This window comes from Leptolyngbya sp. Cla-17, assembly GCF_016807185.1.
GTDB lineage: Bacteria > Cyanobacteriota > Cyanobacteriia > Leptolyngbyales > Leptolyngbyaceae > ULC077BIN1.
The window spans coordinates 2,314,960-2,339,174 of sequence record NZ_JAEVYN010000002.1 but is presented as its reverse complement, the minus strand read 5'-3'; the positions used below and the strand labels follow the sequence as shown (position 1 = coordinate 2,339,174).

Genomic DNA, 24,215 nt, shown 5'->3' with positions numbered 1-24,215 from the left:
TTTAGAATGTTCAGCAGTATGATCGGTTGCTTCCCAGACCCATATCCTGATGAAATCTTTTACAGTATTTGTGCTCGCTATAAAGAACGGTTGATGTATTTAAGTGAGGCAGATATATGTAGAATGCTGTTTGGAAGCCGCTATAGTGTATTGTATCTTGATCGGCCACTTCGTATTAAATATCTTGTCTCATTACTACCTCCTAATAGCTGTTATTCTATAGAACGTATTATAAAACAAAATACTTTAGTCCCTTTCTATCAAACATTTTTTGGTAAGAGTTATCTTGAAGACTATCAAATCGTTATTGAAAGAGATAGTCCAAAGTTTAGAAATAAAGCCCGATATATAAAAAACACACCCCTCCCAATTTCTCTTCAATTCTGTCCATTGTGTTTGAAGCAAGATAAGGAGCAGTTTGGTGAGGCATATTGGCACCGGATCCATCAAATAGCCGGAATAGCACTTTGTTCTATCCATCACGTTTTTCTACAGCAAAGCAATGTCTATATTCAATCGGACTATGGAGCTCAGGGGCTTAAGACAGTAATAGAAGCTACACACACTAAAGCAATCATTAAAGCTGTTGAGAATGGATTTATCTGCCCACCAGACCCTTTAAGTTCTGCTTATGAAGCTCTATTAAAAGTTGCAAAGTGTGCCAACTGGTTACTCAACAAAGAAGACCTTTCAACAGAACCAATGCACTTACAGAATTGTTATAGGTCCCTTTTTCAAGATAAAGGCTATATAAATGATAATGAAACTTATAATGAGTCCTTAAGTAAAGACTTTTTTGAAATATTTTCTGGTTCGAAAAGCATATATCAATTGCTGTTTTATAAGTACTATGGCTATAAATCCATCTATTCAGAGAAGGATGAGGAAATGATTAAAGGAAAATATTTCTACGAATTTCTTAATGATTTTCTTTCGAATCCAAATGAGCATCATCCGTTATGTCATTTACTCATTATTCATTTTCTAGGATACACTGCGAATAGTTTCTTTCAGTTGCTTCAGAGGATATCTTAAAGGAATCAGTCCTTTAAGAATGATGGTTTGACAGCATTCTTTTGATATGAATATCAAACTTGTTTGTTAACTAATGTCCTTATTTAACATGGCGCAAAATACTAAATTAAACTGATTTTCTTATAAGTAACCAAACTAGTAGACTTTGGCTGGAGTAGAGCTAACATTTAGGTAGGTTTACTCCATCGGTAAACCTATGCCTAAACTTGCTCCAACACCCTTGTAACTAATAGAGACAGAGCGGACGCAACTCAAACAATCATCAAATAGCAAACTTCTCATAGAGTGGGTAGTCTGACTCAACTAGCAGCTCCTTCTGGTGAAACACGCGTGCGTTATTTCTCATTAACTGATGTGCAGACCTTGAAGGTCAATCTGCATACTGGTGCAGAGACAAGGATGCGAGGCGCGATCGAAGTCTGGGTAGCACAGGTAGAAGATTTTGGGCTTGCTGCTGGTATGGAACTTGACCACGGTTGCTTCTTCCAGGCGACCAATCGTGCGAGAGGCGCAGCCTTGGTAGAGTCGGAGCAGGGGATTAAGTTATTGATCAGGCGTATGCTTGGCTCTGCGAGAAGCGATCGCACTATCACTTCAACTCAGATGTGTGGCAGGTGCGGCGCTGGTGGGAGGAGAAAAAACCCCAGCTTCAGGCTCTCGTACGGTCGAGAGGCTATCAGTTTCGCGAATTACGAGCGATTTGGGGTCAGGGGCAGAAAATCGAGGTTTGGTCAGCGTTAGATGCGCTAGTGTTGAAGGCGATGGCGATTGTTTTAACCGCACACCTCAAGCCTCATCTCTCTCTGCGGTGTTTTCATTTGGCGGGTAGTGGGGGGATGAAGGCTGCGGTGCGAGAGGTGGCTGCAAATGTTGCAGATAACGAGTTTATTTTTCGGACAGATGTTAAGGGCTACTATGCCAGCATCAATTATCAGATTCTCATGGGAATTGTGGGGCGTCATGTGCAAGATGAAGCTGTTTTGGCGTTGCTTTGGGGCTATTTACGGCGGTATGTCAATGATGGGAGCAAGTTCATCGAGATTACCCAGGGGATCTCCTTGGGGTGCCTGTTGTCGCCGTTGATGGGGGCGCTATATCTGAAGCCGTTGGATGACCGGATGGCGGCATTGGGCTGCTTTTATGTCCGCTTTATGGATGATTGGGTTGTCCTTGCACCAACGCGGTGGAGGCTAAGGAAGGCGATTAAGGTGGTGAATGAGGTGATGGCTGACCTCCGGGTTGAGCAACATCCCGATAAGACGTTTATTGGGAGGGTTGCACAAGGGTTTGATTTTTTGAGGTATTGGTTTACGACCGAGGGATTGGGGATTGCGTCGAAGACGGTGGAGAGGTTCACTGAACGGGTTTCTCAGCTTTATGAGCAAGGTGTGGGGGAGAACCGCATTGAGGAATACGTTCGGCGTTGGTGGCGGTGGGTGAGAAGTGGGGTTGGTTGTTATCGGTTGGGATGCAAGGCTATGCAGCTACATATGCAATCGACACGCTCTGGTGATTGCACTTTTTTCCTCTGGGTTGGTGCGTTACTTCGTTAACGCACCCTACAAGATCGGTGCTTGCACTGGCGCGCTGTCCGGCATTCACCTTACTTTCCTACTCATTGTTTACCCCATGTCCCCCCCTTCCGGAGCGGGATGGGTGCACTCGCACTCGCCGATGCATTGTTTCGTGCTATCCTGTCTAAATTATCAATCCTCGCTAACTCCGCATTGATTTGACCTAACCACCCAACCTCCTTCGCGACCCTTGCTTGGTGTTTGCCTCCATCGTTTGGCAGTGCTTTCTGCATTTGACGATACTTGATTGACCGCTCTAAATCACCTTTCCACTTCTGAAGTGTTCGGGGGTCCGTGGTAGTTCCCCAATTAAGTATACTCATTCCTGCCTCTACCACATCCACCTTCCCTTTTGATTCTTGTACCTTTTTGTTTGCTCTCTCTTCATCGCCTGACCCCATCCCCAACATCCTGTTTATTTCCTCGCCACTCCTTGCTGTCTCCCCTTTCTGCTGCACCACATGAGTCAACTCATGCGCTAACAACTCTTGACCGCCCCGACTCCCTGGATTATATTCACCCAAACGAAAGAACACATCCTGTCCCGTCGTGAAAGCACGCGCCTGAATTGACCGATTCAACTGGTCAGATTGACCATCCGTGTGAACCTTCACCTCACGGAAATCAGCGCCAAACGCCTGTTCCATCGGTTCGCGGTGGTTGTCTGTGATCGCTTTTCCACCACCCCTTGCACTGTTAATGGAGGCTTCCAAATCCGTTGATGCTTCCCCTCCACCAATTGCTTCCCGGCGCTGCACGATCTCGTTTCCAGATTCCCGCTTTAGTTGCAGTTCTGCTTGCTCTGTTTCCTGACTCTGTAAGGTATCAGCTTGCATTTGTGCTGCATCTTGTCCCAGCACTGCGATCGTTTGCGGTGTGTTGATACGCTGTACCACAGACTTCGCTACCTGATCGGCTTCCTGTTCGTATCGGTCATTCGGTTGCCCGATCGTCAGCTTTGCCTGAATTGGTAACTGCGACGATGCTACCCCTAACTCTCCCGATAACCCTGAAAATTGCGGGCGTTGAGAGATGTCATGAATCTGCTCAATTGCAGCACCGTCTTCCGGTTGTTTTGCCAACCGCGAAGCCGACATCGTTTCTCCCAGCGTTTTCGCTGCTGCGTTCCCCTTTCCCCGACTCTGGTGCAAAACTCTCATCATTACAGCCCTCTATAAAAGTGACTAAAATTTGGTGAATGAGGTGATGGCTGAGCTCCGGGTTGAGCACCACCCGATCAAACGTTCATCGGCATGATTAAGCGAGGGTTTGATTTTTTGGGTATTGGTTTACGACCGAGGGTTTGGGGATTGCGTCGAAGACGGTGGAGAGGTTTGCTGAACGGGTTTCTCAGCTTTATGAGCAAGGTGCGGGGGAGAACCGCATTGAGGAAAAGGTGCGGCGTTGGTGGCAGTGGGTGAGGAGTGGGGTTGGTTTGCTGTTGGGGATTGACAGTTGTCGGTTGGAATGGGGGCTATGCTGCTGAATTGGCTTCCGACATGTAAGGGCGACCAAAATAACTCCTCATTTGTGGGGCGTTAACAAAGTAACGCTTACTACCGGATCCGTTTACTCTCTCAATTCTGCTGCTTTTTCGATCTCTCGTTCTCTCCTGATCCCTCTCCATATACACTGGCCATAAAATTCAGCTTTCCACCAGCAGGTTGGTTGGCTATGACCCGTCGCCCCTCCCTTACCTCACCTGGCCGGAATTCTAGGTCGCCTGGAATCGTTGCCATCGCCTTGTGGTTCTCCAGTAAGTACGCTTCGGCGTCTCGCTGTAGCGCCGCCTGCTCGCTAGTCGTGCCTACGAGCTTTATCGACTTTTGCTCGGGTTGTCCTTTTCGGATTTCTCCTATTTGGATTAAGGTCACTTCTCTTCCCCAGTCCATGCGGACGGACTCACAGAACACTCCACATTGCTTCGCGTATCGGGCGAAGGGCTTTTCTCCTTCGCGGTGGAACTGCCCGGCCCCATGCTCACTCGGCACATAACTCCACATCCCACTCGCCCCTTTTACGGCTACCGGTTGTCCTCCTTCGGCCACCATGGTTCTCTCGCCACCTTCTGCGCTGTGTCGGAATACTAGATTTGGGGGAATCGATTCATACCTCGGATAGTTGTTCATTAAGTACTCTTCCGCGTCCCTTATTATCTCCTTCAGGACTCCCCCTGCCCCCTCTATCATGCATTCTCGTTTCGCCGCCGAGCCATAATTATATAACCTCACATCTATCCCGTTTGGTACTTTGCTCGCGTCCGCAAACACGCCCGTTTTTAACCGGTATCTATAAAATAGTATTGGTTTCTTACGATCTACCCATTGCCCATCTTTATTCTTATGTTCCAATCGTTGCCCATGTTTCATCATGCAGCTCCGTACATATTGGCACGATGTCGGCTTCTCATAACGATAAGCTTTTTTCTTGTCGGATGTCGCGGGGTCGGGCTTTTCTTCCTGTCTCGATTTGTCGTCGGATGTCGCGGGGTCGGGCTTTTCTTCCTGTCTCGACTTGTCGTCGGATGTCGCGGGGTCGGGCTTTTCTTCCTGTCTCGACTTGTCGTATTTTATGGTGACCTCGGGAGACTGAAGATCCATTACTCTCCAGGTGCACTCTTCTTCTTCCCAGACATGGAGAAGAATCTGCGTTACTTTCCCATATCTTTGCAACAGTCTTAATGCGGGTAATTCGTCCGTCCAAAAAACATTCTCTTTGGCAAAACCTCCGTCTTGATAGACGTTAACCTCTCCGCGCGTGCCAACCGAAAACCTTCTTGATATTTCTGCCCAGAGTAATGTAGTTAAATGCCAGTTCATGCCTTTTATGTTATATAGAGGCAACTTATCCAATAGCGTGCCGATTGGGGTTGTTTCCAGGGCAGTGCGGCTTTCGGAAGCCTTCTTTTTTGCCTCTTCTCTACTCACGCCCCCGGACCAGAAGATCCGCTCACTTTCGGTTTCCAGAGGACTCAACCCTCCAATATGTGTCAAATTATCCAAAAATTTCTTTACTAAACTAACCTTCTTATGCCGAAAAATGTCGACCATCTGCTCAAACAATGGTTCTATTTTTGATTTCTCTATATTTGGATTGAGTGTGGTCAAGCGCTTCCCGAATTCAACTATGTTCTCTTCTCGTTTCACATTGAAATCTGCTAGATCTATGTTTGAGTCTGACAGATCGGGTTTGGGAATCCCTGTTGTTAGTTTGTCAAAAAATTCTTCTATTGTTTTAATGGTAGGTGTAACGCTTATTCTATGAAACGTGCCGTCGCGAATGTATAATTTCTCCTCTACATAGTAACCGTTTACATTTATTACTGGATACCATGTTGTTTTTGGTGTGGCATTATTAACTGCCTCCTCGCTATCATCCCAGTTGTCCGTACTGTCACTTAGTTGGGAATAATTAAGGTTCGCATGCCTGGTAACGTTGTCTATTTCTACAATATCGCCATCAGAAACGGTTCCATATACCGACTTTACAAAATCCTCTTTCTTAGAGTTACGCTCCAATGTAACTAAGGTAGTTATTCCATGTACTTGTGTATTCTCTGAGGCTGCTTGGATATGGCAACCACTCAAGGATACAGACGGGATTTCAGTAAGGGATTGTTTTAGTAACGGGTTCAGAGGTAAAGGCGATTTCCTCCCCGCTCCTACCCTCTGCTGCACCACATGGGTCAATTCATGGGCGATCAACTCCTGCCCACCCCCACTCCGTGGGTCATACGCCCCCTGGCGGAAAAACATATCCCGCCCCGTCGTAAACGCCTTCGCCTGTACTGATCGATTTAACTGATCCGCCTGAGCATCTGTATGGACCTTTACCCCACTAAAATCCGCCCCCATCGCCTGCCCCATCGACTGTTGCAGATTCAAATCTAAAGGCTGTCCCCCTCCCCTTGCGCTCCTGATGGCAGATTCCAAATTGGTTGAGGCTTCCCCACCTGCTATCTCTTCCTTTCGGTTTATTGTGTTCTTATCTGTTTTTGCCTGAATTGCTTCCCCTTCTCGGGCTTCAGTTCGCTGTACAGACTGCCCCTGAGATGACTGGACTGAAGCAGGGGCATTGATTTGTTGTACCACCTGGGCTGCTACCTGATCGGCTTCCTGTTCGTATCGGTCATTCGGTTGCCCGATCGTCAGCTTTGCCTGAATCGGAAACTGCGACGCTGCTACTCCTAACTCTCCTGACAACCCCGAAAATTGCGGTCGTTGAGAGATGTCATGAATCTGCTCAATTGCTGCACTGTCTTCCGGTTGTTTTGCCACCCGCAAAGCAGACATCGGTCTTCCCAGCGTTCTCGCAACTGCATGGTCCTTTCCCCGGCTCTGGTGCAAAACTCCCATCATTACAGCTCTCGATAAAGGTGACTAAAATCTTCCCTGCCCATAGCGGTAATCTTTCCGATCCTAGGCTCGATCGCCATAGCAAAAACAAAGATTCGCTAAACCTTTAAGCTGTTTTCACTTTGCTCGTTGTTACAATTTTCAATTGATTGCCATAGGGACTTTGCATCATATCTCCCTGCACCAGTACCTTTTTTTGCAACTTGGTACTCTTTGCCGTCAGCTTCACCGTTTCCTGCCCACTCACCGGAGCACCCGCCGGATCTACCCCCGTAAACATAAACTTGCATTCCGCCTCATAGATTACAGATTGACCGCCCACTTTCAGCTTCGGATATGCCTTTACCTGCACTGGCAGGGCCATCCAAGCTCCACTCTGTGCGGCTGGGTAGGGCATTGCCCCTGGCACGGCAACCACATTTCCTTGAAGGGCGATCGCTTTTCCCATAATCTGAACCTTTTACTGAAGCCAGCCGTTTAACTCCGAGACCCGAACTGGCGATACCCAAGATGGTTCATCAAGAGCAGCCATTACTATATGCAAGATGAAACCGAACCATGTCAGGATGAAACAAAAGCTTTGACCTAGCCCGCAAACTCTATCACCATAACTCGGATTATGCCGTCTCACTCTAAGTCGCCTCTAGACGAGTTGCTGCCGGCCCTCCATTTGCTTGATGGTCTGCTAGACCGCAGCCTAGAGTTGGCAGAAACGCTGCATAGCAGCGGGGAAAAAGCAGCAACACTTCCAAATTCAGGCAGTCTCCGCCAGACCGAACTTGCCCTTCCTCCTGGCTATCCTCGCTACAGCCCCGCTCAATCCACTGAAATGCCATCGAGTCAAATCCAGCCCGCTTCCCGGTTAGGGCTGCTGCAACAGCAATTTGGCTTGTCTGCCTTTGACTTAGATGGGATCTTGATTGCTCTAGCCCCAGAACTCGATCGCCGCTATGAGCAAATCTACGCCTACTTACAGCAGGATGGGCGCAGCGTCCGACCTAGCGTTAACCTGGTTTTGAATTTGCTGTGCACCGATGCAGGGGAGAAACTACAACGGCGATCGCTCTTTGCTCCCACTGCCCCGTTGCTGCATCATGATTTGCTGCACCTCTCTCCGCCCCAGCCCACAAATCATTCATCCCTACTGGCGCAAGAGATTAGCCTCGATCCGGCGATCGCACGTTATCTTCTGAATGAAACGGGATTAGATGCCGACCTCAGCTCCAGTTGTTCACTCATCCTGGCAACGATGCCGCTAGAACCAACGAACCTCCCTGCCTCACTGGGGCAGCAGATCGGTGCAATCGCCCAAAGTTCTTCTCCGACTCACCCCCTCCGGCTGTATCTGCAAAGTACCGATGCCGTTACAACCCAACAGTTTGCTCAAGAGCTTGCTCACCAACTGAACTGCCCCTTACTCACCGTCGATTTAAATGTCTTATTGCAGCAACCGGAACAATTCCGACAACGACTCCGGCGACTGGGGCGAGATGCTTGGTTGCAAAATACAGTCCTTTGTCTGCACCCAGTTGATAGCCTGCATCAAGACACCACTAGCTATTTATATTCGCTTTTGATTAACCTGCTGACAGAAACCAATACCCCGATCATTGTTGCCGGTCGTCAACCCTGGCAGCCTTCCAACGATCACAGTTTAGGCATGGTGACGATTCCCCTTGCTGCGCCTGACTTTAGCGATCGTTGTACCTGCTGGAAAGCTCATTTAGCCGCTGCGGGGCTAGCTGTTGAACCATCCACCATTGCTGACTTAGCCGATCGATTTCGCCTCACGTCTACCCAAATTCAAGACGCGATCGCCACGACTCAAAACCAGCGAGCCTACGGGTTAGAATCAGCTTTGATTGAAGCAGTATTGTTTCAGTCTGCTCGAAATCAATCAGGGCATCATCTCAACAGGCTGACCCAACCGATCCAGCCCCGGTATGATTGGTCAGATTTAGCGTTGCCAGCAGTGCAGTTCGAGCAGCTTCGGGAAATCTGCCTCCATCTGCAACATCGGCATACTGTATTTGAAACTTGGGGCTTCGATCGCAAACTGTCCTTGGGCAAAGGAGTCAACGCCCTGTTCGCTGGACCGTCCGGAACTGGCAAAACAATGGCAGCAGAAGTCATTGCTAAGTCGCTCCAGCTAGACCTTTATCGCATTGATTTGTCTCAAGTTGTGAGCAAATATATCGGCGAAACTGAGAAAAACCTGAGCCAGATTTTCACTGCTGCGGCAAGCGCCAACGCCATCCTCCTATTCGACGAAGCCGATTCCCTATTTGGTAAACGCACTGAGATTAAAGACTCCCACGATCGTTACGCCAACATCGAAGTGGGCTACTTATTGCAGCAAATGGAAGCCTATGAAGGGTTAGCCATTCTTACCACGAATCTGAAAAGCAATCTAGATGAGGCGTTTATCCGGCGCTTACGGTTTATTGTGGACTTTCCTCTACCTTCGATTCAAGAACGATCCCGGATTTGGCAGAACATTTGGCCTCAGTCTCTGCCCCTCGACTCAGAAATCAATTGGAGTGTCTTAGCTAAACAGTTTGATGTAACTGGGGGAAACATTCGTAACATTGCTCTAGCGGCTGCATTCCTGGCCGCTAGCAAAAAAGACAAAGTAACCATTTTCCATATCCAGCAGGCGATCTGCCGCGAGTATCAAAAGATGGGCAAACCGATTATGAATGAAGCTTTTGAATACCTATCTTAAGTAGGCACCAAGCCTTAAGATAATAAACTCAAAAAACGAGATTAGATAAATTCCGGGCATTATGTAAGAATCATGAAAAACTGTTCAGATTTTTTTAAGCTCTGTCAGATAAATAACATTTATTTATTTCGGTATGTACTCGGAAGAGCCTAGACGAGGTATTTTTTGACGAGCAATGGCTTGCTACCTAGATTTAAGCTCATTCACAAACAGGCGTTCAAAATGCTTCATGATCTAGATCTGACGCTTGAAGAATTTTTAAAGGCTGAATTGCCAAATCGATTCGGAGATAGTGTTTCTACAACGCCGATCGCAGTCACTTTTGTGACACCTCATCCAGAATTTATAGTTACGCCTCCGGCACTCAATTTATTTCTTTACGATATTCGAGAAAACCAGGAACTCCGCAGTAGCAGTTGGTCTATGACCCGACAAAACGATGGAACAGCAACGCGAGAGCCGCCCCTAGTACGAATCGATTGTTCATATCTAATCACGATGTGGACGAGTGACCTTAAAGATTTTGCAACAGAGCACCAGATTTTAGGCGAAGTCATGCAGGTCTTGATGAGCTATTCCACATTGCCGCCAACTGTATTGCAGGGAAGATTGGCGGACAGCGATTTGCCTTTAAGGGCTTCAGTGTTGGGACAAGTGAAACTGCAAGGCTTGGGCGAATTTTGGCAAGCTATGGGAGGAAAGCCCAAAGCGACCCTCAACTACACGGTAACCATTTCCATGCCTGTGAACACAGAGAGACAAAAACTACCATTGGTAACGAATGCCCTCGTTTCAGGAGAGAGCAATGGTTAGAACATTACCAATCAATCCTATTAATCATCGAGTTGCAATTTACGGTCGAGTCGCAATTGGGTTTAAGTTGCAGGGTAAGGATAATTGGACACTTTTACCCCAGCCAATCCAACAAGCTCAAGTAGAAATTATTGATGCTCCTGCAAGTTTTCAACGTCGGTTATACCTGAAATCCCTTAGCTATGGTCAAAAATGGGAGTCTTTATCTACTCGTCTTGATCGCGCTTCTATAGCAGTCGATGGCTCTTTCTACTTTATAGATTTGCCACCAGGCAAGTACACCCTAAGAGCAACCTGCTTCCAAAAGGCAACCATCCTCCAAGCGGCTGAAAAGGTTATCACAATCGTTGATGGAGAGAAGCCATCATGGATTGATTTAATCCTGATTACAACTGGTATCGTTGGACAAGTCACAAGCATCCCCAAGGTTGCTAGGTCAGGAACAACAAGCACACCTGAAGAAGAATCGGAGATAGTCCCGGTTGCTTATGCACAAGTACAGTTGCAAAACAGTGGAGAACAGACCCGATGCGATCGCGATGGTAAGTTCCAACTTCTAAATTTAGAGGCTCCAGAGAACCCCTCTACCCGCAAACTGCAACTTCAGATTTCTGCTCCTGGATATGACGCTTACACACAGAATGTTGATCTTTTGCGAGGCGCTGTTTACTCCTTGCCTGATATTCAACTCACCAAAAAAGTGCCAGCTAAAGCCAACGGTACCTCCGCCTAATTATTACTTAAGGAATTACCCACAATGACTACTTATCTTTCCCCTGGTATCTACGTCAAAGAAGTATCGTCTGGCGCTGTCTCAATTGCGGGCGTTGGCACCAGCACCGCAGGCTTTATCGGCATTATTAGCTCTGAAGATTCAAGTGATAGGAATTCCTCAGAGAATCCTCCATCTAGCCCTACTCCATCTAGCCCTACTTCATCTAGCCCTACTTCATCTAGCCCTACTTCATCTAGCCCTACTCCATCTAGCCCTACTCCATCTAGCCCTACTCCATCTAGCCCTACTCCATCTAGCCCTACTCCATCTAGCCCTACTTCATCTAGCCCTACTTCATCTAGCCCTACTTCATCTGCCGTGAATTCTCGTTATCGGTTACAAAAGGTGGTTGGCGAAGTTGTTGGTAAGGTAGATGGAACAACGGAAGAATTTACTCTCAGCCGATACCCAGTTGATTCAAAAGATGTAGTTGTTAACGTAAAGGGAGTAACCAATCAGCCTACTGCCACAGTTAAGGATGATACACAGCAGAAAGTTTCCACGATCACACTTAATCCGGCTCCTGCACCTAATGCACAAGTTACAGTCGATTATTACCCGGTATCTGCTGCTGGAGAGGTGCAACTCTGTACCAACTTTACTGAGTTCAAAAAGTATTTTGGTGATTTTTCAAAGGTTGTAGGGCAATCCAACCTGGCCCATGCAGTTTATGGTTTTTTCCGTAATGGTGGCACCCGCTGCTTTGTGACCTGGGTTGCTAAGGAACCCGACATCAGCAGGGAAACCGACATCAGCGGAGCATTAGAAGACTTCGCCGCTATTGATGAAATTGCGATTGTGGCAGCCCCTGGTTCTACCGACAAAGCCGTATTGGAGAACCTTTCCAGTCATTGTCAGGAGTTAGGCGATCGCGTTGCCATCCTCGATGCCCCCCATGATGCAACAGTCACCACTCTAAACCCTGGTGGAAACAAGATGCCAGGGCGATCTAATTACGCTGCGCTCTACTACCCCTGGATTCAAGTCCTTGACCCTGCTACGAATCAGAAGAAGTACGTTCCGCCTAGTGGTCATATTGCTGGAGTCTATGCCCGAGTAGATGCTCAACGAGGTGTTCACAAAGCTCCTGCCAATGAAGCTATTCTAGGAGCCATTGGCTTAGAGACTGCTCTCACCCGCGCTAAGCAGGAGGGGCTAAATCCTCAAGGGGTAAACTGTATTCGCAATCTCAATGGCAATATTACGGTCTGGGGTGCTCGTACCTGGGGTGGAGACGCAAACGGTGAGTTTAAGTACGTCAACATTCGGCGGTTGTTCAACTTCCTACGAGAGTCGATCGACGAAGGTACTCAATGGGTTGTCTTTGAGCCAAATAGTCCTGAACTCTGGGCTAGAGTTCGTCGCAGCGTCACGGCATTTTTGACGATGGTTTGGCGCAGTGGGGCCTTGTTTGGTGCAACACCGGAAGAAGCCTTCTTTGTGCAATGCGACGCGGAAACCAATCCACCAGAAGTGCGTGATGCGGGGCAACTAATTGTCAAGATTGGGGTTGCTGTGGTGAAGCCTGCCGAATTTGTCATCTTTGAGTTGAGTCAGTGGTCTGGAGGGAAGTAATGCAGACCGAACGCTCTTCGCTACCGGGGCTTTACTGGCAAGATGTATTTCCGCCTAGACCCGTTCTGCCCCTCACAGGAGTACCTGCTTTTTTAGGGATAGGCCCTCAAAAATTTGTATATGTAAATAAGGTTAATCCGCCTCAGGTTTTGCACCTCTGGCCTCAGTTTCAAGAAAAGTTTGGTTTTCAAATGCTGGACAACCACCTAGCCCATGCCGTGCGAGGCTTCTTTGAAAACGGTGGTCGGGATTGCATTGTGGTCTGGCTAGAAGACGATTCACCGCAAGCCTTGGAAAATGGTCTGACAGCGGATTCTATTCTGGATACAGCAGACCTGATCTGTGCGCCGGGTATTACTGACCAAGACAGACAAGCCCAAATCTTGAAGCATTGTGCAGAGATGGGCGATCGCTTTGCCATTCTGGATTCGCCCGACTCGTTCGACTTAGACAAGTTGAAAGCCAATGGAGACAAGTTAAAAAAACTACCTGGTAATGACTACGGAGCCATCTATGGTCCCTGGCTCAAAACTCCCCATGGCAAAGAAGCTGTGCCGCCCTGTGGTCATGTAGCAGGAGTGTATGCAGCCTGCGATCGCGCCAATACTCCCCGCGCTCCTGCCAATATTGCCTTGGAAGGAGTTCTGAATGTTGCAGCCTTATCCCGAGAGCAACAAACTCAGTTAGCCCAACTGTCTGAGACGCCGATTAATGGCATTCGCAGCTTGCGAGGACGGGGAGTTCGCATTTGGGGTGCCCGCACGCTCAGTTCTGATCCTCAATGGCGCTATGTGAATGTGCGCCGACTGGCTATCACCATCCGCCGCTGGATTGCTCTCAACCTGTCAGATGTCGCTTTCGAGCCAAATGACTTCCGCCTATGGGTACGAATCGAACGAGAGTTGAATTCTTATCTGCAAACTCTATGGCAGCAAGGGCATCTCCAGGGTGCAACGCCCGATGAAGCCTTTAGAGTGCGCTGCGATGGAGAGACAAATCCTCCACAGGTGCGCGATCGCGGTGAAATCGTAACATTTATTGAATTTGCCCCAACAATTCCTAATGAATTTATTCAACTGCGCCTGATTCATGGTGAAACAGGCGTTGCGATTGCTTCCTCTTAACCAGTTTTTCTGATCTCAAAATTTAAGGAGACCGAAGATGCCCAATGCTAAAGCCCCACATCAACCTGATCCATACATGGGATATAACTTTTTCGTTGAGTGGAATGGCATCATCCATGCAGGATTTCGGGAATGTAGCGGTTTGGCCGCCACTCGCAGCTCCCACGATTATCGGGAAGGCACTGATCCCCCTACAATGCGAAAGCTTGGAGGCATGAAGACTTATCCTAATATCACCCTGCGTCGAGGGACTACCAATAATCGAGAGCTATGGGACTGGTGGCAAACCAACGCCGAAGGAGTTGCAATGCGTCGGGATATTTCGATTGTGATGCTTGACCATACTGGGGAGGAAAAAATTCGCTGGAATCTGATCCATTGCTGGCCCACCACTTGGACTGCACCTGAATTTAATGCCACGTCTGAAGAAGTGGCGATCGAAGCCCTGGAACTGGTGCATGAAGGCTTAACCGTTGATACATGGTCGTGATGCTCATGCAGGAGATTATGCAACAGACAATGCAGCAAACTGAATTTCCTTTTGTGCTACCGCAGGGTTATGTCGATAGTGAAGGCACACTGCACCGAGAAGGAATAATGCGCCTGTCTACTGCCTACGATGAGATCGCTCCCATGCGCGATCCGCGAGTGCAGTCCAACCCTGGTTATCTGGTCATCATTCTGCTATCGCGGGTGATTACCCAATTGGGAACAGTGCATCCCATTACGCCCAAACTGATTGAAGGTTTGTTTTCCGGCGACCTGATTTTCTTGCAAGACTTTTATCAACGAATTAACCAAAACGGTCACAGTCGCCTACAGGTAACCTGCCCCCACTGTCAGGGTGAGTTTCAAGTGGAGACCGTTCCTTTGGGGGAGTCGTAGGCTATCCAGCGGATCGATTGCGGGAAGAAATTGCCTATCTGGTTTACCACTTTCATTGGTCCTATGAGCAGGTGATGGGAATGGAACACTGGGAGCGGCAGCAATGGGTAGCCGAAATTGCCCGTATTAACCAGAAGTTGAATGATGAACGATAGATGAGAGGCATAGAAAATCATGCGTGGACTAACGGGAATATCGGCGATCGCCTCCGATGTATTAGGCGCGAGTTTAAATCCGTACATGCCTTACAACTTTCTGGTGGAGTTGGATGGGCTAGTAACAGGCGGATTCATGGAGGTTTCTGGGCTAGAGAGTGAAATTAAACTCGAATCCTGCGAAGAAGGCGGACAAAACGATTATGTCCATCACTTTCCCACTCGGACAACCTATCCTAATCTGGTACTGAGTAAGGGACTAACTGATGTTTGGACGCTGTGGGGTTGGTACGACGATGCTTGTCACGGCATGATCCGCCGACGCAACGGCACGATTATGTTGCTCGATCACCAGCGATTGCCCGTAAGGTGGTGGAACTTCAAAGATGCTTATCCAGTGAAATGGACGGGACCTCAATTTAATAGCAGTGCCCAAGACGTTGCGGTTGAAAAAATTGAACTGGTACATCGAGGCATCACAATCCCAATGGCAAGCAAAGGGCTCTCTGGAATTCGCACAGCTGATCAAATTGGTCGTTTGGGGGCTTCTCAAGCAGTGGGCGGCATTGGCGGTGCATCGGTCGCTCGCGCTGGTAGGGAAGTGAGTGAGCGCACACGTGTAGTGAGGGATCAAGCATCAACAGGCTTGAGTAACGTAACGAACAACGCTACAAACGCAATTAATTCCTGAGACTTATGGTTCAAACCCTTTGGCAAGATGCCCTTAATCCACAGCTAGCTCAGCGGCTATTGCGCCCCCTAATTTGTCCTGGTGTCATTCCCGACACTCTGGCAGTGGCAATTTTTGAGCGATCGCGCCAGCTCAAGCAACGCCTTAGCCTACTGCATCAGTTTCAGCAGCGATGGAATCAACAATTGGATCTCCAGGTGCCAGAGCAACCCATTGTCTATGCTTATTGGGTTGCTCCAGCAGCACAAAGCATTGTCTCTGAAAATCCTTCTGATCGAAATCAGGAAGGTTCTAGTGAATCGGTACGTATAGAGCACGAACACACTACTTCAACTCAAACCGTGATTCAGCAGCCTGTCAACGGATCAACAGATTCAACTTCCCCCTCTTTGCCACTGGTAGTTCAAGCTAAATATGTGAATCCTGCCGCTTCAACTGCTACCTCACACCTGCTGCCAACCCCATCTAATTCAACGCCTCTTCAGTCTTCGATTATTGAAGATAGAGAATCAGCTTTACCGAGGGTAAGTGCGGGTGCAGCTTCCACGCCCCCGCATCCCCAGCTTTCGATCGTGGCTGCATCACCGCAATCGCCCTTAATAGAGTCAGAACTCAATAGGGGAAGATCTTCTGTAGAAGAGCAAGCCTTGGTGGTTCAAGCAAAAAATCAACCTGCACTACCAACTTCATCCCAACTGCCAGAACAGAAACCTCTAATGTCTGCTGTAGAAGAGCAAGCACAAAGGCTTGCTCCAGCAGCACAAAGCGTTGTTTCTGAAAATCCTTCTGATCGAAATCAGGAAGGTTCTAGTGAATCGGTACGGATACGGGAACACACTACTTCAACTCAAACCGTGATTCAGCAGCCTGTCAACGGATCAACAGATTCAACTTCCCCCTCTTTGCCACTGGTAGTTCAAGCTAAATATGTGAATCCTGCCGCTTCAACTGCTACCTCACACCTGCTGCCAACCCCATCTAATTCAACGCCTCTTCAGTCTTCGATTATTGAAGATAGAGAAACTGAGGATAGAGAATCAGCTTTACCGAGGGTAAGTGCGGGTGCAGCTTCCACGCCCCCGCATCCCCAGCTTTCGATCGTGGCTGCATCACCGCGATCGCCCTTAATGGAATCAGAACTCAATAGGGGGATAGCTGCTGTAGCAGAGCAAGCCTTGGTGGTTCAAGCAAAGAATCAACCTGCGCTGCCAGCTTCATCCCAACTGCCAGAACAGAAACCTCTAATGCGATCGCCAGCAACCAACCAGCTAACGCTTTCAAGTGCAACATCGCCACCAACTGGTTCAGGTTTAAACACCGCGATCGCAGCCTCAAAGTCTTTATCCCAACCCTTAGAAGAACTGCCCCTCATCAAGGCAGAAACAACTGCTGCATTGCCTTCATCTCAAACGCCCAGACAGCCAGGTCAACCGCTGGTGTTTGCCCGTCCTGCATCGATTTACACTCCTTCCAGCAAACAAGAATCACCTATGACGACCGCTTCTAAGCATCAGTCAACTGAGCGATCGCCTATTGTCAACGCTCAACCTGCTGATCAGAGACGATCTACCTCAACAGTCTCTCCAACCCAACCACCGGCTGTAGATGTTAGCTACTTAACTCAGCAAGTGGAACGAAAACTGATGCGGAAACTTACAGTAGAACGCGAGCGTAGAGGACAACGGACATGGCATTAGTCAAACTCGTTATTGCGGTAGAAGATAAAAATCACGGTTTCTCCACAGCAATTAAGGTCTTGTATAATCCCAACCAAATTACAATTACTAAAACAGGTTGGACTACTGATGCAAAGATTAAGAAACCTTTTAGCAAACCCAGCCCAGCAACCTTAAGCGTGAATCTGTTTTTCGACACCAGTATACCAACTGATATGGCAGGTTCAGACACGGAGCGTTTCTATAAAGAGTCCTTTGGTATCAATAAGTATACATATGAAACTGTTGATGTTCGCAATTATGTTAACCAGATTTTTAACTTAACTAATCCTAGATCTGAATTAAACCGTCCTCCTATTTGCCGTTTAATTTGGGGTGGTAAAAACGAAGCTCTCTCCAGGCTGGAGGGATACAAAGGAACAGTTATGTTCCAGGGGGTATTGCAAAACGTTACAAAGACATTTACTCGGTTTTCAGCAGAAGGGATTCCTGTAAGAGCAAACCTCAGTTGCACGTTTCTGGAATATGAAGACCCTGTTCAAAATGTGAAAAAGCTCAATCCTATTGATGATCCGATTCGCATCATTAAGCAAGGAGAAAGCTTAAGCAGCATTGCTCAAGAGGAATATGGTAATTCGGCTCTGTGGCGAATTATTGCTGATGCAAATCGACTGGTAAATCCCCGCCAATTAACAGTTGGCAGTTTGCTAACTGTGCCACCTTTACCTCGCTAAGAAATCCAGAACAATGCTATTTCCCCTATCTACGTTAAATGCCCCATCTGGGGATGAACTAGTACCAAGAGCCGAGATTTTGATTGGCGATCGCCCTCTTTCGCCTTTGGCTGAAGCGAGTGTGTTGGCTGTAGAAGTCTCCGGGGATATTGATGCAGTGGGTATGTTTACCCTAGAACTGGACAATTGGGACTTGCAAAACCAGACCGTACTCTGGTCTGATGCTGCTGAGTTTGAACCAGGTAACACCGTCGAGATCAAGTTTGGCTACGGCAACCAAACAAAAGCGGTTATGGTGGGAGAAATCACCGGGCTGGAACCCGATTTTTCTGCTGACCAGGCTCCTCGATTAATTGTGCGTGGGCATGACTTAAGCCATCGCCTGATGCGAGGCACCAAAACCCGATCATTCACTGGAATGCGAGACAGCGATATTGTGGCGCAGGTTGCCAGTGCTGCCAAACTAACGGTACAAGCTAGTCGTACTCCAGAACCGTTAGAGTACGTGTTGCAAAGGAATCAAACTGACCTAGCTTTTATTCGCGATCGCGCCTCTCGGCTTGGGTACGAAATTCTAGTTGAGGGCACCATGTTAATCTTTCGTCCCTTGCAGCCTAATGGTGGAGCAGAACTGACGCTAAACCGAACAGATTTGTTGGAATTCTCCCCCCGCTTGAGCACCTTAGGGCAGGTGAATGAAGTGGAAGTTCGGGGCTGGGATGCTCGGCAAAAAGAGCATACTGTGGTGGGGAAAGCCAGCAATAGCGATGTAGTAGCAATGGGCAAAACCAGTGGTATCAGTGCCACCGCCCGTGAATTTGGCAAGACTACCTATGTCGTGATTGACCAGGCAGCAGCTACTCCTCAAGCAGCCAAAGATATTGCTCAGGGACAAATTAATCGAATGGCCCTGGACTACATCACAGGTGAAGGGTCCTGCCAGGGCAACGTAGCTCTGCGAATCGGTCGGGTTATCGAAATCGTGGGGCTGGGGAAGCGTTTTAGTGGAGACTACTACGTGACAGCTACCAACCATCGCTATGCCGTTGGGGAAGGCTATCGCACCGAGTTTAGCGTGAGAAGGAATGCAACCTGATGCCATTAGGAGATTTAGCGAGTTTATTAACACCGGTGGAGACGAACGATCGCATTTATGGGGTCACGATTGCGATCGTCACTAACATCCAAGACCCGCAAAAATTAGGTCGCATGAAGATCAAACTGCCGCTGCTCTCGATGACCGATGAAAGCGACTGGGTGAGGATGCTGACTCCCCTTGCGGGTAATGAGCAGGGGCTATATTGCCTTCCCCAGGTGGACGACGAAGTGTTAGTGGCTTTTGAGCAGGGCGATCCTCAGCGACCCTATGTTTTAGGTGCCCTCTGGAGTGCTAGTGCTATCCCTCCCACAGCCGAAGTGACCCAGCGGCAATTGGTGTCTCGCAGTGGTCACGCGATCGTGTTGGATGACACCAAAGATTCTGAGCAAGTTGAGATTCGCGATCGCACAGGCAAAAACCGCATTGTCATTACCAGTAAAAACAATAGCCTGACGATCGAAACCGAGGGTGAGATCACGATTAAAGCGAAAGGCAAGCTAACCCTGTCGGGTAAGGGAGTAGAGATAGATGCCCAAGGGAGCGAGGTAAATGTCAAGGCTAGCCAGATGGAGGTGAAGTGAGAAATGGATAGCGACTTTTTAGGAGTCGGCTGGACTTCGCCTGTAACGCTTGACGGGGATGGACAAATTCAGTTAGGCCGTTATGAAGAAGCCGTGCGCCAATCGATTCGTATGATCCTAAGCACTGCCAGAGGCGAACGGTTGATGCGTCCTGACTTTGGCTGTAGCCTGCATGATCTAGTGTTTTCTACCAACAGTGCGGCGGCGATCGGTCAGGTAATTAGCGCAGTGCAGGAGTCGTTGATTCAATGGGAGCCTCGCATTGACGTATTGGATGTAACGGCACTTCCCGATGTAGATGAACCCAATCGATTATTAATTGACATTCGTTACTTAGTGCGAACCACGAACAACCGCTTTAACCTCGTTTATCCGTTCTACGTCACCTAACTTTTCTATTCTCCATGCCTCTTCCCTCGCCCAAAATTGATCCCCGTACCTATACAGAACTGGTGGCTAGTGCTGAGTGGCTAGCCCAATGTTTTACCGGCTATGGATTTCTAGTTTTAAGATCTCCTCTTTGGGAAGCACCTCCCCATTGGGAACCACTCTCCGACAGTATTCTGGAATCCCTCAAACTTGATTTGAGAACCCTCAGTAGTGCTAACGACCTTCCTAATGAAGGGTCTGAAGAGTTGAACTTGATATCTAAAGGGTTGAACTGGGTAATTGTTGGCAGGATTGAAGATTCTTACCATATTCGTATCTTTGATAAAGATAAAAGACAAATTTTTGACGCAGGAAAGGGAAAATTTTCACCTGATGAGAGCCTGCGTAAGCTTTTGAAGAATGTGTTTGATCGTAAGGCTAGGGATCAACCAATCGATAAAAAAACGATTGGTGACCTTCTGAGGCAGCTTGCTTTTTCCAAGGAAGGAAGGGGATTAGTAATTGTTGGAAAAGATCAAGACTCGTATCACGTTCGTATTTTCGATTGGGCTGGAAAGCAGATTGTTGATGAATTAATACATGATCCACTTCTCCGCAAACAATTGCAAGATTCGTTTGATTGCCAATCAAATAATCAATTAATTGATGATCAGACAAAGAGTAAACTTCTCAAGAAAATTCAGTCTAGTGTAGGTTTAACTCATGCTTTTCAATGGATTCCTCCAGAAGGCAAAGCTGATGCCGGACGAGCCCTGATTCGCATTTTTGGGCGTATGGCTACGATGGTCACCGATCGCCTCAACCGTGTTCCCGAAAAGCACTTTCTGGCATTTCTCAACCTAATTGGCGCTCAACAGCAACCCCCTCAACCTGCCCGTGTGCCGCTGACGGCTTATCTGGTGGACAACAGCCCGGTCGATGCCCTTGTTCCAGCCCATACTCAGATTGCAGCAGTAGCCCAACCTGGTGCAACCGAAAAAGTTTTGTTTGAAACGGAAGAAGATTTGGTGGTGGTGCGATCGCAATTGCAAGCGGCGATCGTGCATCAGGGTCAGCAATACTGTGATCACCGTTTGACAGCAACTGCCGTTGCCGGAGAGTTTCCGGTATTTGAGATTGAGCAACCCAACACCCTCTATATTGCTGCCGATCAACTGACTACTAAGATAGATTCTCAGGAAATTCAGTTGGCGATCGCCAATCCAGACAACTTGATTCAAGGATGGAACTGGAGCTATTGGGATGGCGAAACTTGGCAAACATTAACTTCAAAAGCTGATAATAATCGACTGAAACTTACAGCGACTGCTCCTGCAAAGGACTGGAAAACACCTAAATCAAAAATGATCGAGGGCATAGAAACTCAATGGCTACGAGGGATTGCGCCTGGAAATTTGCCATCGTTAGCTGAAATTTACCTGGTACGTGCCGAAACTGGAGAGATCGTTCCTGAGCAAGCTTTCTTCAATACCGATGAAATCGATCTGAGCAAAGACTTCCTTCCTTTTGGAGAAACCCCGCGATTTAATGACACTTTTTATGTTGCTAGCCAAAAAATCCTTTCTAGTGCCGCAGCTACTGTTACCGTAAATCTGACTCAAAGCACTCAGAAATCTAAGCCCAAAAAAGTTTCAATCAAGTGGGAGGTATGCACCGGCATATCTTGGGAGCCTGTTCAAAATCTTGCAGAACTCGTGACATCAGATCCAAAGAAAGCTGATTCGGAAAAGTCTGTCACAACAGATTTTATCTCAATCACCTTCAAACTACCTTTGGAGATTAACTTGGTAGAGGTCAATGGCGAAGAAAACTTTTGGCTAAGGGCGAGATTAATAGAAGGAAACTACGGTAATGAACCTCAGTTTAAAACAAAGATAGAGGGTACATCTCCAAATACAGAAACAACTCTAGAACAAGATCCCGATACAGGCTACTTTCCCCCCGTTTTAAAGTCCATTACTCTCAGCCGCAGCAAGATTAGCGATATTGCGCCTAAAAAAGTACTGAAAGCGTTACCGTCCGGGGCTTTTATCCACCCTGACGCTGATACTCTCGTTCCTGATCAGGCTTTTTTCAATATCGATAAAATTGATTTGAGCAAAGACTTCCTCCCCCTTGGAAAAGAACCAAAAATCAACGACACATTCTATGTTGCTAGCCGAAATATTTTCTCTAGCACTGGAGCTACTATCACGATTACTCTAACTAGAAGTGATAGTTATCCCTTTAGTCAAAGCGAGCCTCAACCTCGTGACAACGTTCAAATTCAATGGGAAGCCTGGAATGGAGCTGTTTGGGAGAAAATATCGCAGTCAACTTCACCTGATCTGAATGGTTCGGTTACCGTTACCTTGCCAGCTCGAGTTGCCCCGGTAGAGGTAAATGGAAAAGAAAATTATTGGATAAGGGCAAAGTTGATCACAGGGGACTACGGTAACTCTAGTACAGGCTACTTCCCTCCCAGCCTGAAATCCGTCACTTTTGAAGATGGCTTGTATCTGAGGTTCGATCGCCCCTTCCCCAACCAAGCGATCGCCCTCTACTTACAAGTTGCTCCACCAAAGCCAGGTAAGTTACTGAAATCTAAATCTGTAGAAACGCCTGCAAAACTGAAATGGGAGTATTACGGTGTTGGGGGTTGGCGATCGCTCAGTGTGCAAGACGGCACCCAAAACTTGAGTCAGCGTGGCATGGTGCAGTTTATTGGGCCATCGGATTTTGCCTCGAAAACGCTGTTTGGTCGATCGGGTTACTGGCTGCGATTACGCCTACTGGAAAAAGGGTTTCAGATTCCTCCGCGCTTACAGCAGGTGCTCACGAATACGGTTTGGGCGATTCAGGCAACGACTTACCGAAATGAAGTTTTAGGCAGCGGCACAGGTGATCCGAACCTGGTGTTGCGAATGCTGCATACACCCGTTCTGCCGGGGCAACAGTTGCTCGTGCGAGAACCAGAGCTACCCTCCGCTGAAGAACAGACGGCGATTAAAAAACTGGAAGGCAACGACGCGATCGCCCTTTCTACTGATGCTTCAGGTCAACCGGAAGACATTTGGGTGCGCTGGCACGAGGTCAGCGATTTTTACGCTTCTGGTAGCCGCGATCGCCACTACATCCTCGATCGCATGACTGGCGAAATCCGCTTTGGCGGCGAAGGGCAGGGGTTGGCTCCACCTAGAGGACGCAACAACATTCGCATGGCTTACTACCAGTCGGGTGGAGGCAAGCAAGGCAATTGTGGGGCAGAAACGCTGACCGAACTTAAAACCACGGTGCCCTATGTGAATCGGGTGACGAACCATGAACCCGCCAATGGGGGAGCCGATCTAGAATCGATTGCAGAGGTGCAAGAATCAGCCCCGAAGCAACTGCGCCATTGCAATCGCGCCGTCACCTGGCAAGACATCGAAGACTTGACCTACGCTGCCTCTAGCGAAATTGCTCGGGTAAAAGTGATTACTCCTAAGTTCGATCCAGTAGGGCTGGGCTGGATACCGAACGCAGATGGGCAGTCGTTACCACCTGAAGTAGCGGAGGCAGTGAAGCAAGCAGTGAAGCAAGCAGGTATCGTGACCGTGTTAATTGTGCCACATAGCCCAGCCCTACAGCCCACTCCTAGCTTGGCACTGATAGAACAGGTCAAACGCTACTTGGGCGATCGCATCAGCCCTAGCCTCAAATTACAGGTGACTGAGCCGTTCTGGGTTAAAGTTACCGTCACTGCCCAGGTTGCGCCAGTTTCATTTCAGGCTGCTAATTCACTAGAAGCCACCGTTAAAGCTGCTCTTACAGATTTCCTGCATCCATTGACTGGAGATACGAGAGGACAAGGTTGGTCTTTTGGTCGTAATCCGCATGATTCAGACCTCTATGCCCGAATCGAGCGCATTCCTGGAGTGAGTCATGTAGAGTCTCTCAGTATTGTTAGCGACCCAGCAATTACCAATCTTGCTATGGATAATCGCGATCGCTTTTTAATTTACTCTGGTCAGCACCAGATCACAATTAGTTCGCCGCCTTAGGCTGAT

The 24,215-nt window shown here is 48.0% G+C and carries 22 protein-coding genes; 18 read left to right on the top strand and 4 right to left on the bottom strand.

The genetic code is table 11. The features are described from left to right. Positions 1–6: 6 nt before the first annotated feature. A complete protein-coding gene (locus JOY44_RS21640; RefSeq protein ID WP_203032086.1) occupies positions 7–1,035 on the top strand; it encodes a TnsD family Tn7-like transposition protein in 1,029 nt (342 codons plus the stop codon). Positions 1,036–1,380: 345 nt separating this feature from the next. Here the strand turns inward: JOY44_RS21640 and JOY44_RS32460 are convergent, their stop codons facing one another. Beyond that, on the bottom strand, positions 1,381–1,509 hold the full coding sequence (locus JOY44_RS32460; protein ID WP_281063316.1) for a hypothetical protein: 129 nt from the start codon (positions 1,507–1,509) through the stop codon (positions 1,381–1,383). A gap of 131 nt (positions 1,510–1,640) precedes the next feature. Here JOY44_RS32460 and JOY44_RS21635 point away from each other — a divergent pair, with 131 nt between their 5' ends. Beyond that, complete coding sequence (locus tag JOY44_RS21635) at positions 1,641–2,588, top strand: reverse transcriptase/maturase family protein (RefSeq protein ID WP_203032085.1); 948 nt, start codon at positions 1,641–1,643, stop codon at positions 2,586–2,588. A 62-nt stretch (positions 2,589–2,650) separates the two neighbouring features. On the opposite strand, the gene JOY44_RS21630 is transcribed toward JOY44_RS21635, so the two are convergent. After that, complete coding sequence (locus JOY44_RS21630; protein WP_197985645.1) at positions 2,651–3,772, bottom strand: DUF4157 domain-containing protein; 1,122 nt, start codon at positions 3,770–3,772, stop codon at positions 2,651–2,653. Positions 3,773–3,933: 161 nt separating this feature from the next. On the opposite strand from JOY44_RS21630, the gene JOY44_RS21625 reads away from it, so the two are divergent. Next, positions 3,934–4,095: a hypothetical protein gene (locus JOY44_RS21625; RefSeq protein WP_171575557.1), complete on the top strand. Its 162-nt coding sequence runs from the start codon at positions 3,934–3,936 to the stop codon at positions 4,093–4,095. 91 nt (positions 4,096–4,186) lie between these two features. Here the strand turns inward: JOY44_RS21625 and JOY44_RS21620 are convergent, their stop codons facing one another. Next, positions 4,187–6,901, bottom strand: coding sequence for a DUF4157 domain-containing protein (locus JOY44_RS21620; protein ID WP_197985644.1), 2,715 nt, complete (start codon positions 6,899–6,901; stop codon positions 4,187–4,189). A 169-nt stretch (positions 6,902–7,070) separates the two neighbouring features. Next, positions 7,071–7,412 (bottom strand): hypothetical protein, encoded by a 342-nt coding sequence (locus tag JOY44_RS21615; RefSeq protein ID WP_171575556.1) that lies wholly within the window; start codon positions 7,410–7,412, stop codon positions 7,071–7,073. 171 nt (positions 7,413–7,583) lie between these two features. On the opposite strand from JOY44_RS21615, the gene JOY44_RS21610 reads away from it, so the two are divergent. The 15 genes from JOY44_RS21610 (at position 7,584) to JOY44_RS21540 (ending at position 24,209) form a co-directional block, all read left to right on the top strand. Continuing rightward, positions 7,584–9,689: an ATP-binding protein gene (locus tag JOY44_RS21610; protein ID WP_171575555.1), complete on the top strand. Its 2,106-nt coding sequence runs from the start codon at positions 7,584–7,586 to the stop codon at positions 9,687–9,689. 222 nt (positions 9,690–9,911) lie between these two features. After that, positions 9,912–10,502, top strand: a complete 591-nt coding sequence (locus JOY44_RS21605) for a DUF4255 domain-containing protein (protein ID WP_171575554.1) — start codon at positions 9,912–9,914, stop codon at positions 10,500–10,502. Then, positions 10,495–11,235 carry a hypothetical protein gene (locus JOY44_RS21600; RefSeq protein WP_171575553.1) on the top strand — a complete coding sequence of 247 codons (741 nt, stop codon included), beginning with the start codon at positions 10,495–10,497 and terminating at the stop codon, positions 11,233–11,235. The genes JOY44_RS21605 and JOY44_RS21600 overlap by 8 nt, the downstream gene beginning before the upstream one ends. A gap of 24 nt (positions 11,236–11,259) precedes the next feature. Continuing rightward, a complete protein-coding gene (locus JOY44_RS21595; protein ID WP_197985643.1) occupies positions 11,260–12,852 on the top strand; it encodes a phage tail sheath family protein in 1,593 nt (530 codons plus the stop codon). Continuing rightward, positions 12,852–13,976: a phage tail sheath family protein gene (locus JOY44_RS21590; RefSeq protein WP_171575552.1), complete on the top strand. Its 1,125-nt coding sequence runs from the start codon at positions 12,852–12,854 to the stop codon at positions 13,974–13,976. Before JOY44_RS21595 ends, JOY44_RS21590 begins: the two co-directional genes overlap by 1 nt. A gap of 37 nt (positions 13,977–14,013) precedes the next feature. Further along, positions 14,014–14,466, top strand: a complete 453-nt coding sequence (locus tag JOY44_RS21585; RefSeq protein ID WP_171575551.1) for a phage tail protein — start codon at positions 14,014–14,016, stop codon at positions 14,464–14,466. Positions 14,467–14,483: 17 nt separating this feature from the next. Continuing rightward, positions 14,484–14,861, top strand: coding sequence for a hypothetical protein (locus JOY44_RS21580; protein WP_197985642.1), 378 nt, complete (start codon positions 14,484–14,486; stop codon positions 14,859–14,861). 17 nt (positions 14,862–14,878) lie between these two features. Next, a complete protein-coding gene (locus tag JOY44_RS21575) occupies positions 14,879–15,016 on the top strand; it encodes a DUF6760 family protein (protein ID WP_171575550.1) in 138 nt (45 codons plus the stop codon). Positions 15,017–15,035: 19 nt separating this feature from the next. Further along, positions 15,036–15,707, top strand: a complete 672-nt coding sequence (locus JOY44_RS21570; protein WP_171575549.1) for a phage tail protein — start codon at positions 15,036–15,038, stop codon at positions 15,705–15,707. 5 nt (positions 15,708–15,712) lie between these two features. Next, positions 15,713–17,404, top strand: a complete 1,692-nt coding sequence (locus JOY44_RS21565; protein WP_171575548.1) for a hypothetical protein — start codon at positions 15,713–15,715, stop codon at positions 17,402–17,404. After that, complete coding sequence (locus JOY44_RS21560; RefSeq protein WP_171575547.1) at positions 17,395–18,117, top strand: LysM peptidoglycan-binding domain-containing protein; 723 nt, start codon at positions 17,395–17,397, stop codon at positions 18,115–18,117. The genes JOY44_RS21565 and JOY44_RS21560 overlap by 10 nt, the downstream gene beginning before the upstream one ends. A 13-nt stretch (positions 18,118–18,130) precedes the next feature. Beyond that, positions 18,131–19,213 (top strand): phage late control D family protein, encoded by a 1,083-nt coding sequence (locus JOY44_RS21555; protein ID WP_171575546.1) that lies wholly within the window; start codon positions 18,131–18,133, stop codon positions 19,211–19,213. After that, positions 19,213–19,797, top strand: coding sequence for a phage baseplate assembly protein V (locus JOY44_RS21550; protein WP_171575545.1), 585 nt, complete (start codon positions 19,213–19,215; stop codon positions 19,795–19,797). The genes JOY44_RS21555 and JOY44_RS21550 overlap by 1 nt, the downstream gene beginning before the upstream one ends. 3 nt (positions 19,798–19,800) lie before the next feature. Further along, positions 19,801–20,187, top strand: coding sequence for a GPW/gp25 family protein (locus JOY44_RS21545; protein ID WP_171575544.1), 387 nt, complete (start codon positions 19,801–19,803; stop codon positions 20,185–20,187). A 14-nt stretch (positions 20,188–20,201) separates the two neighbouring features. Further along, positions 20,202–24,209: a putative baseplate assembly protein gene (locus JOY44_RS21540; protein ID WP_171575543.1), complete on the top strand. Its 4,008-nt coding sequence runs from the start codon at positions 20,202–20,204 to the stop codon at positions 24,207–24,209. Positions 24,210–24,215: the final 6 nt, after the last annotated feature.

Excerpts from the sequence above, each read along its gene's own strand:
- JOY44_RS21640 (WP_203032086.1), top strand. The coding sequence starts at position 7 with ATGTTCAGCAGTATGATCGGTTGCTTCCCAGACCCATATCCTGATGAA.
- JOY44_RS21630 (WP_197985645.1), bottom strand. The coding sequence starts at position 3,772 with ATGATGAGAGTTTTGCACCAGAGTCGGGGAAAGGGGAACGCAGCAGCG.
- JOY44_RS21620 (WP_197985644.1), bottom strand. The coding sequence starts at position 6,901 with ATGTCTGCTTTGCGGGTGGCAAAACAACCGGAAGACAGTGCAGCAATT.
- JOY44_RS21615 (WP_171575556.1), bottom strand. The coding sequence starts at position 7,412 with ATGGGAAAAGCGATCGCCCTTCAAGGAAATGTGGTTGCCGTGCCAGGG.
- JOY44_RS21610 (WP_171575555.1), top strand. The coding sequence starts at position 7,584 with ATGCCGTCTCACTCTAAGTCGCCTCTAGACGAGTTGCTGCCGGCCCTC.
- JOY44_RS21605 (WP_171575554.1), top strand. The coding sequence starts at position 9,912 with ATGCTTCATGATCTAGATCTGACGCTTGAAGAATTTTTAAAGGCTGAA.
- JOY44_RS21600 (WP_171575553.1), top strand. The coding sequence starts at position 10,495 with ATGGTTAGAACATTACCAATCAATCCTATTAATCATCGAGTTGCAATT.
- JOY44_RS21595 (WP_197985643.1), top strand. The coding sequence starts at position 11,260 with ATGACTACTTATCTTTCCCCTGGTATCTACGTCAAAGAAGTATCGTCT.
- JOY44_RS21590 (WP_171575552.1), top strand. The coding sequence starts at position 12,852 with ATGCAGACCGAACGCTCTTCGCTACCGGGGCTTTACTGGCAAGATGTA.
- JOY44_RS21585 (WP_171575551.1), top strand. The coding sequence starts at position 14,014 with ATGCCCAATGCTAAAGCCCCACATCAACCTGATCCATACATGGGATAT.
- JOY44_RS21580 (WP_197985642.1), top strand. The coding sequence starts at position 14,484 with ATGCAACAGACAATGCAGCAAACTGAATTTCCTTTTGTGCTACCGCAG.
- JOY44_RS21570 (WP_171575549.1), top strand. The coding sequence starts at position 15,036 with ATGCGTGGACTAACGGGAATATCGGCGATCGCCTCCGATGTATTAGGC.
- JOY44_RS21565 (WP_171575548.1), top strand. The coding sequence starts at position 15,713 with ATGGTTCAAACCCTTTGGCAAGATGCCCTTAATCCACAGCTAGCTCAG.
- JOY44_RS21560 (WP_171575547.1), top strand. The coding sequence starts at position 17,395 with ATGGCATTAGTCAAACTCGTTATTGCGGTAGAAGATAAAAATCACGGT.
- JOY44_RS21555 (WP_171575546.1), top strand. The coding sequence starts at position 18,131 with ATGCTATTTCCCCTATCTACGTTAAATGCCCCATCTGGGGATGAACTA.
- JOY44_RS21550 (WP_171575545.1), top strand. The coding sequence starts at position 19,213 with ATGCCATTAGGAGATTTAGCGAGTTTATTAACACCGGTGGAGACGAAC.
- JOY44_RS21545 (WP_171575544.1), top strand. The coding sequence starts at position 19,801 with ATGGATAGCGACTTTTTAGGAGTCGGCTGGACTTCGCCTGTAACGCTT.
- JOY44_RS21540 (WP_171575543.1), top strand. The coding sequence starts at position 20,202 with ATGCCTCTTCCCTCGCCCAAAATTGATCCCCGTACCTATACAGAACTG.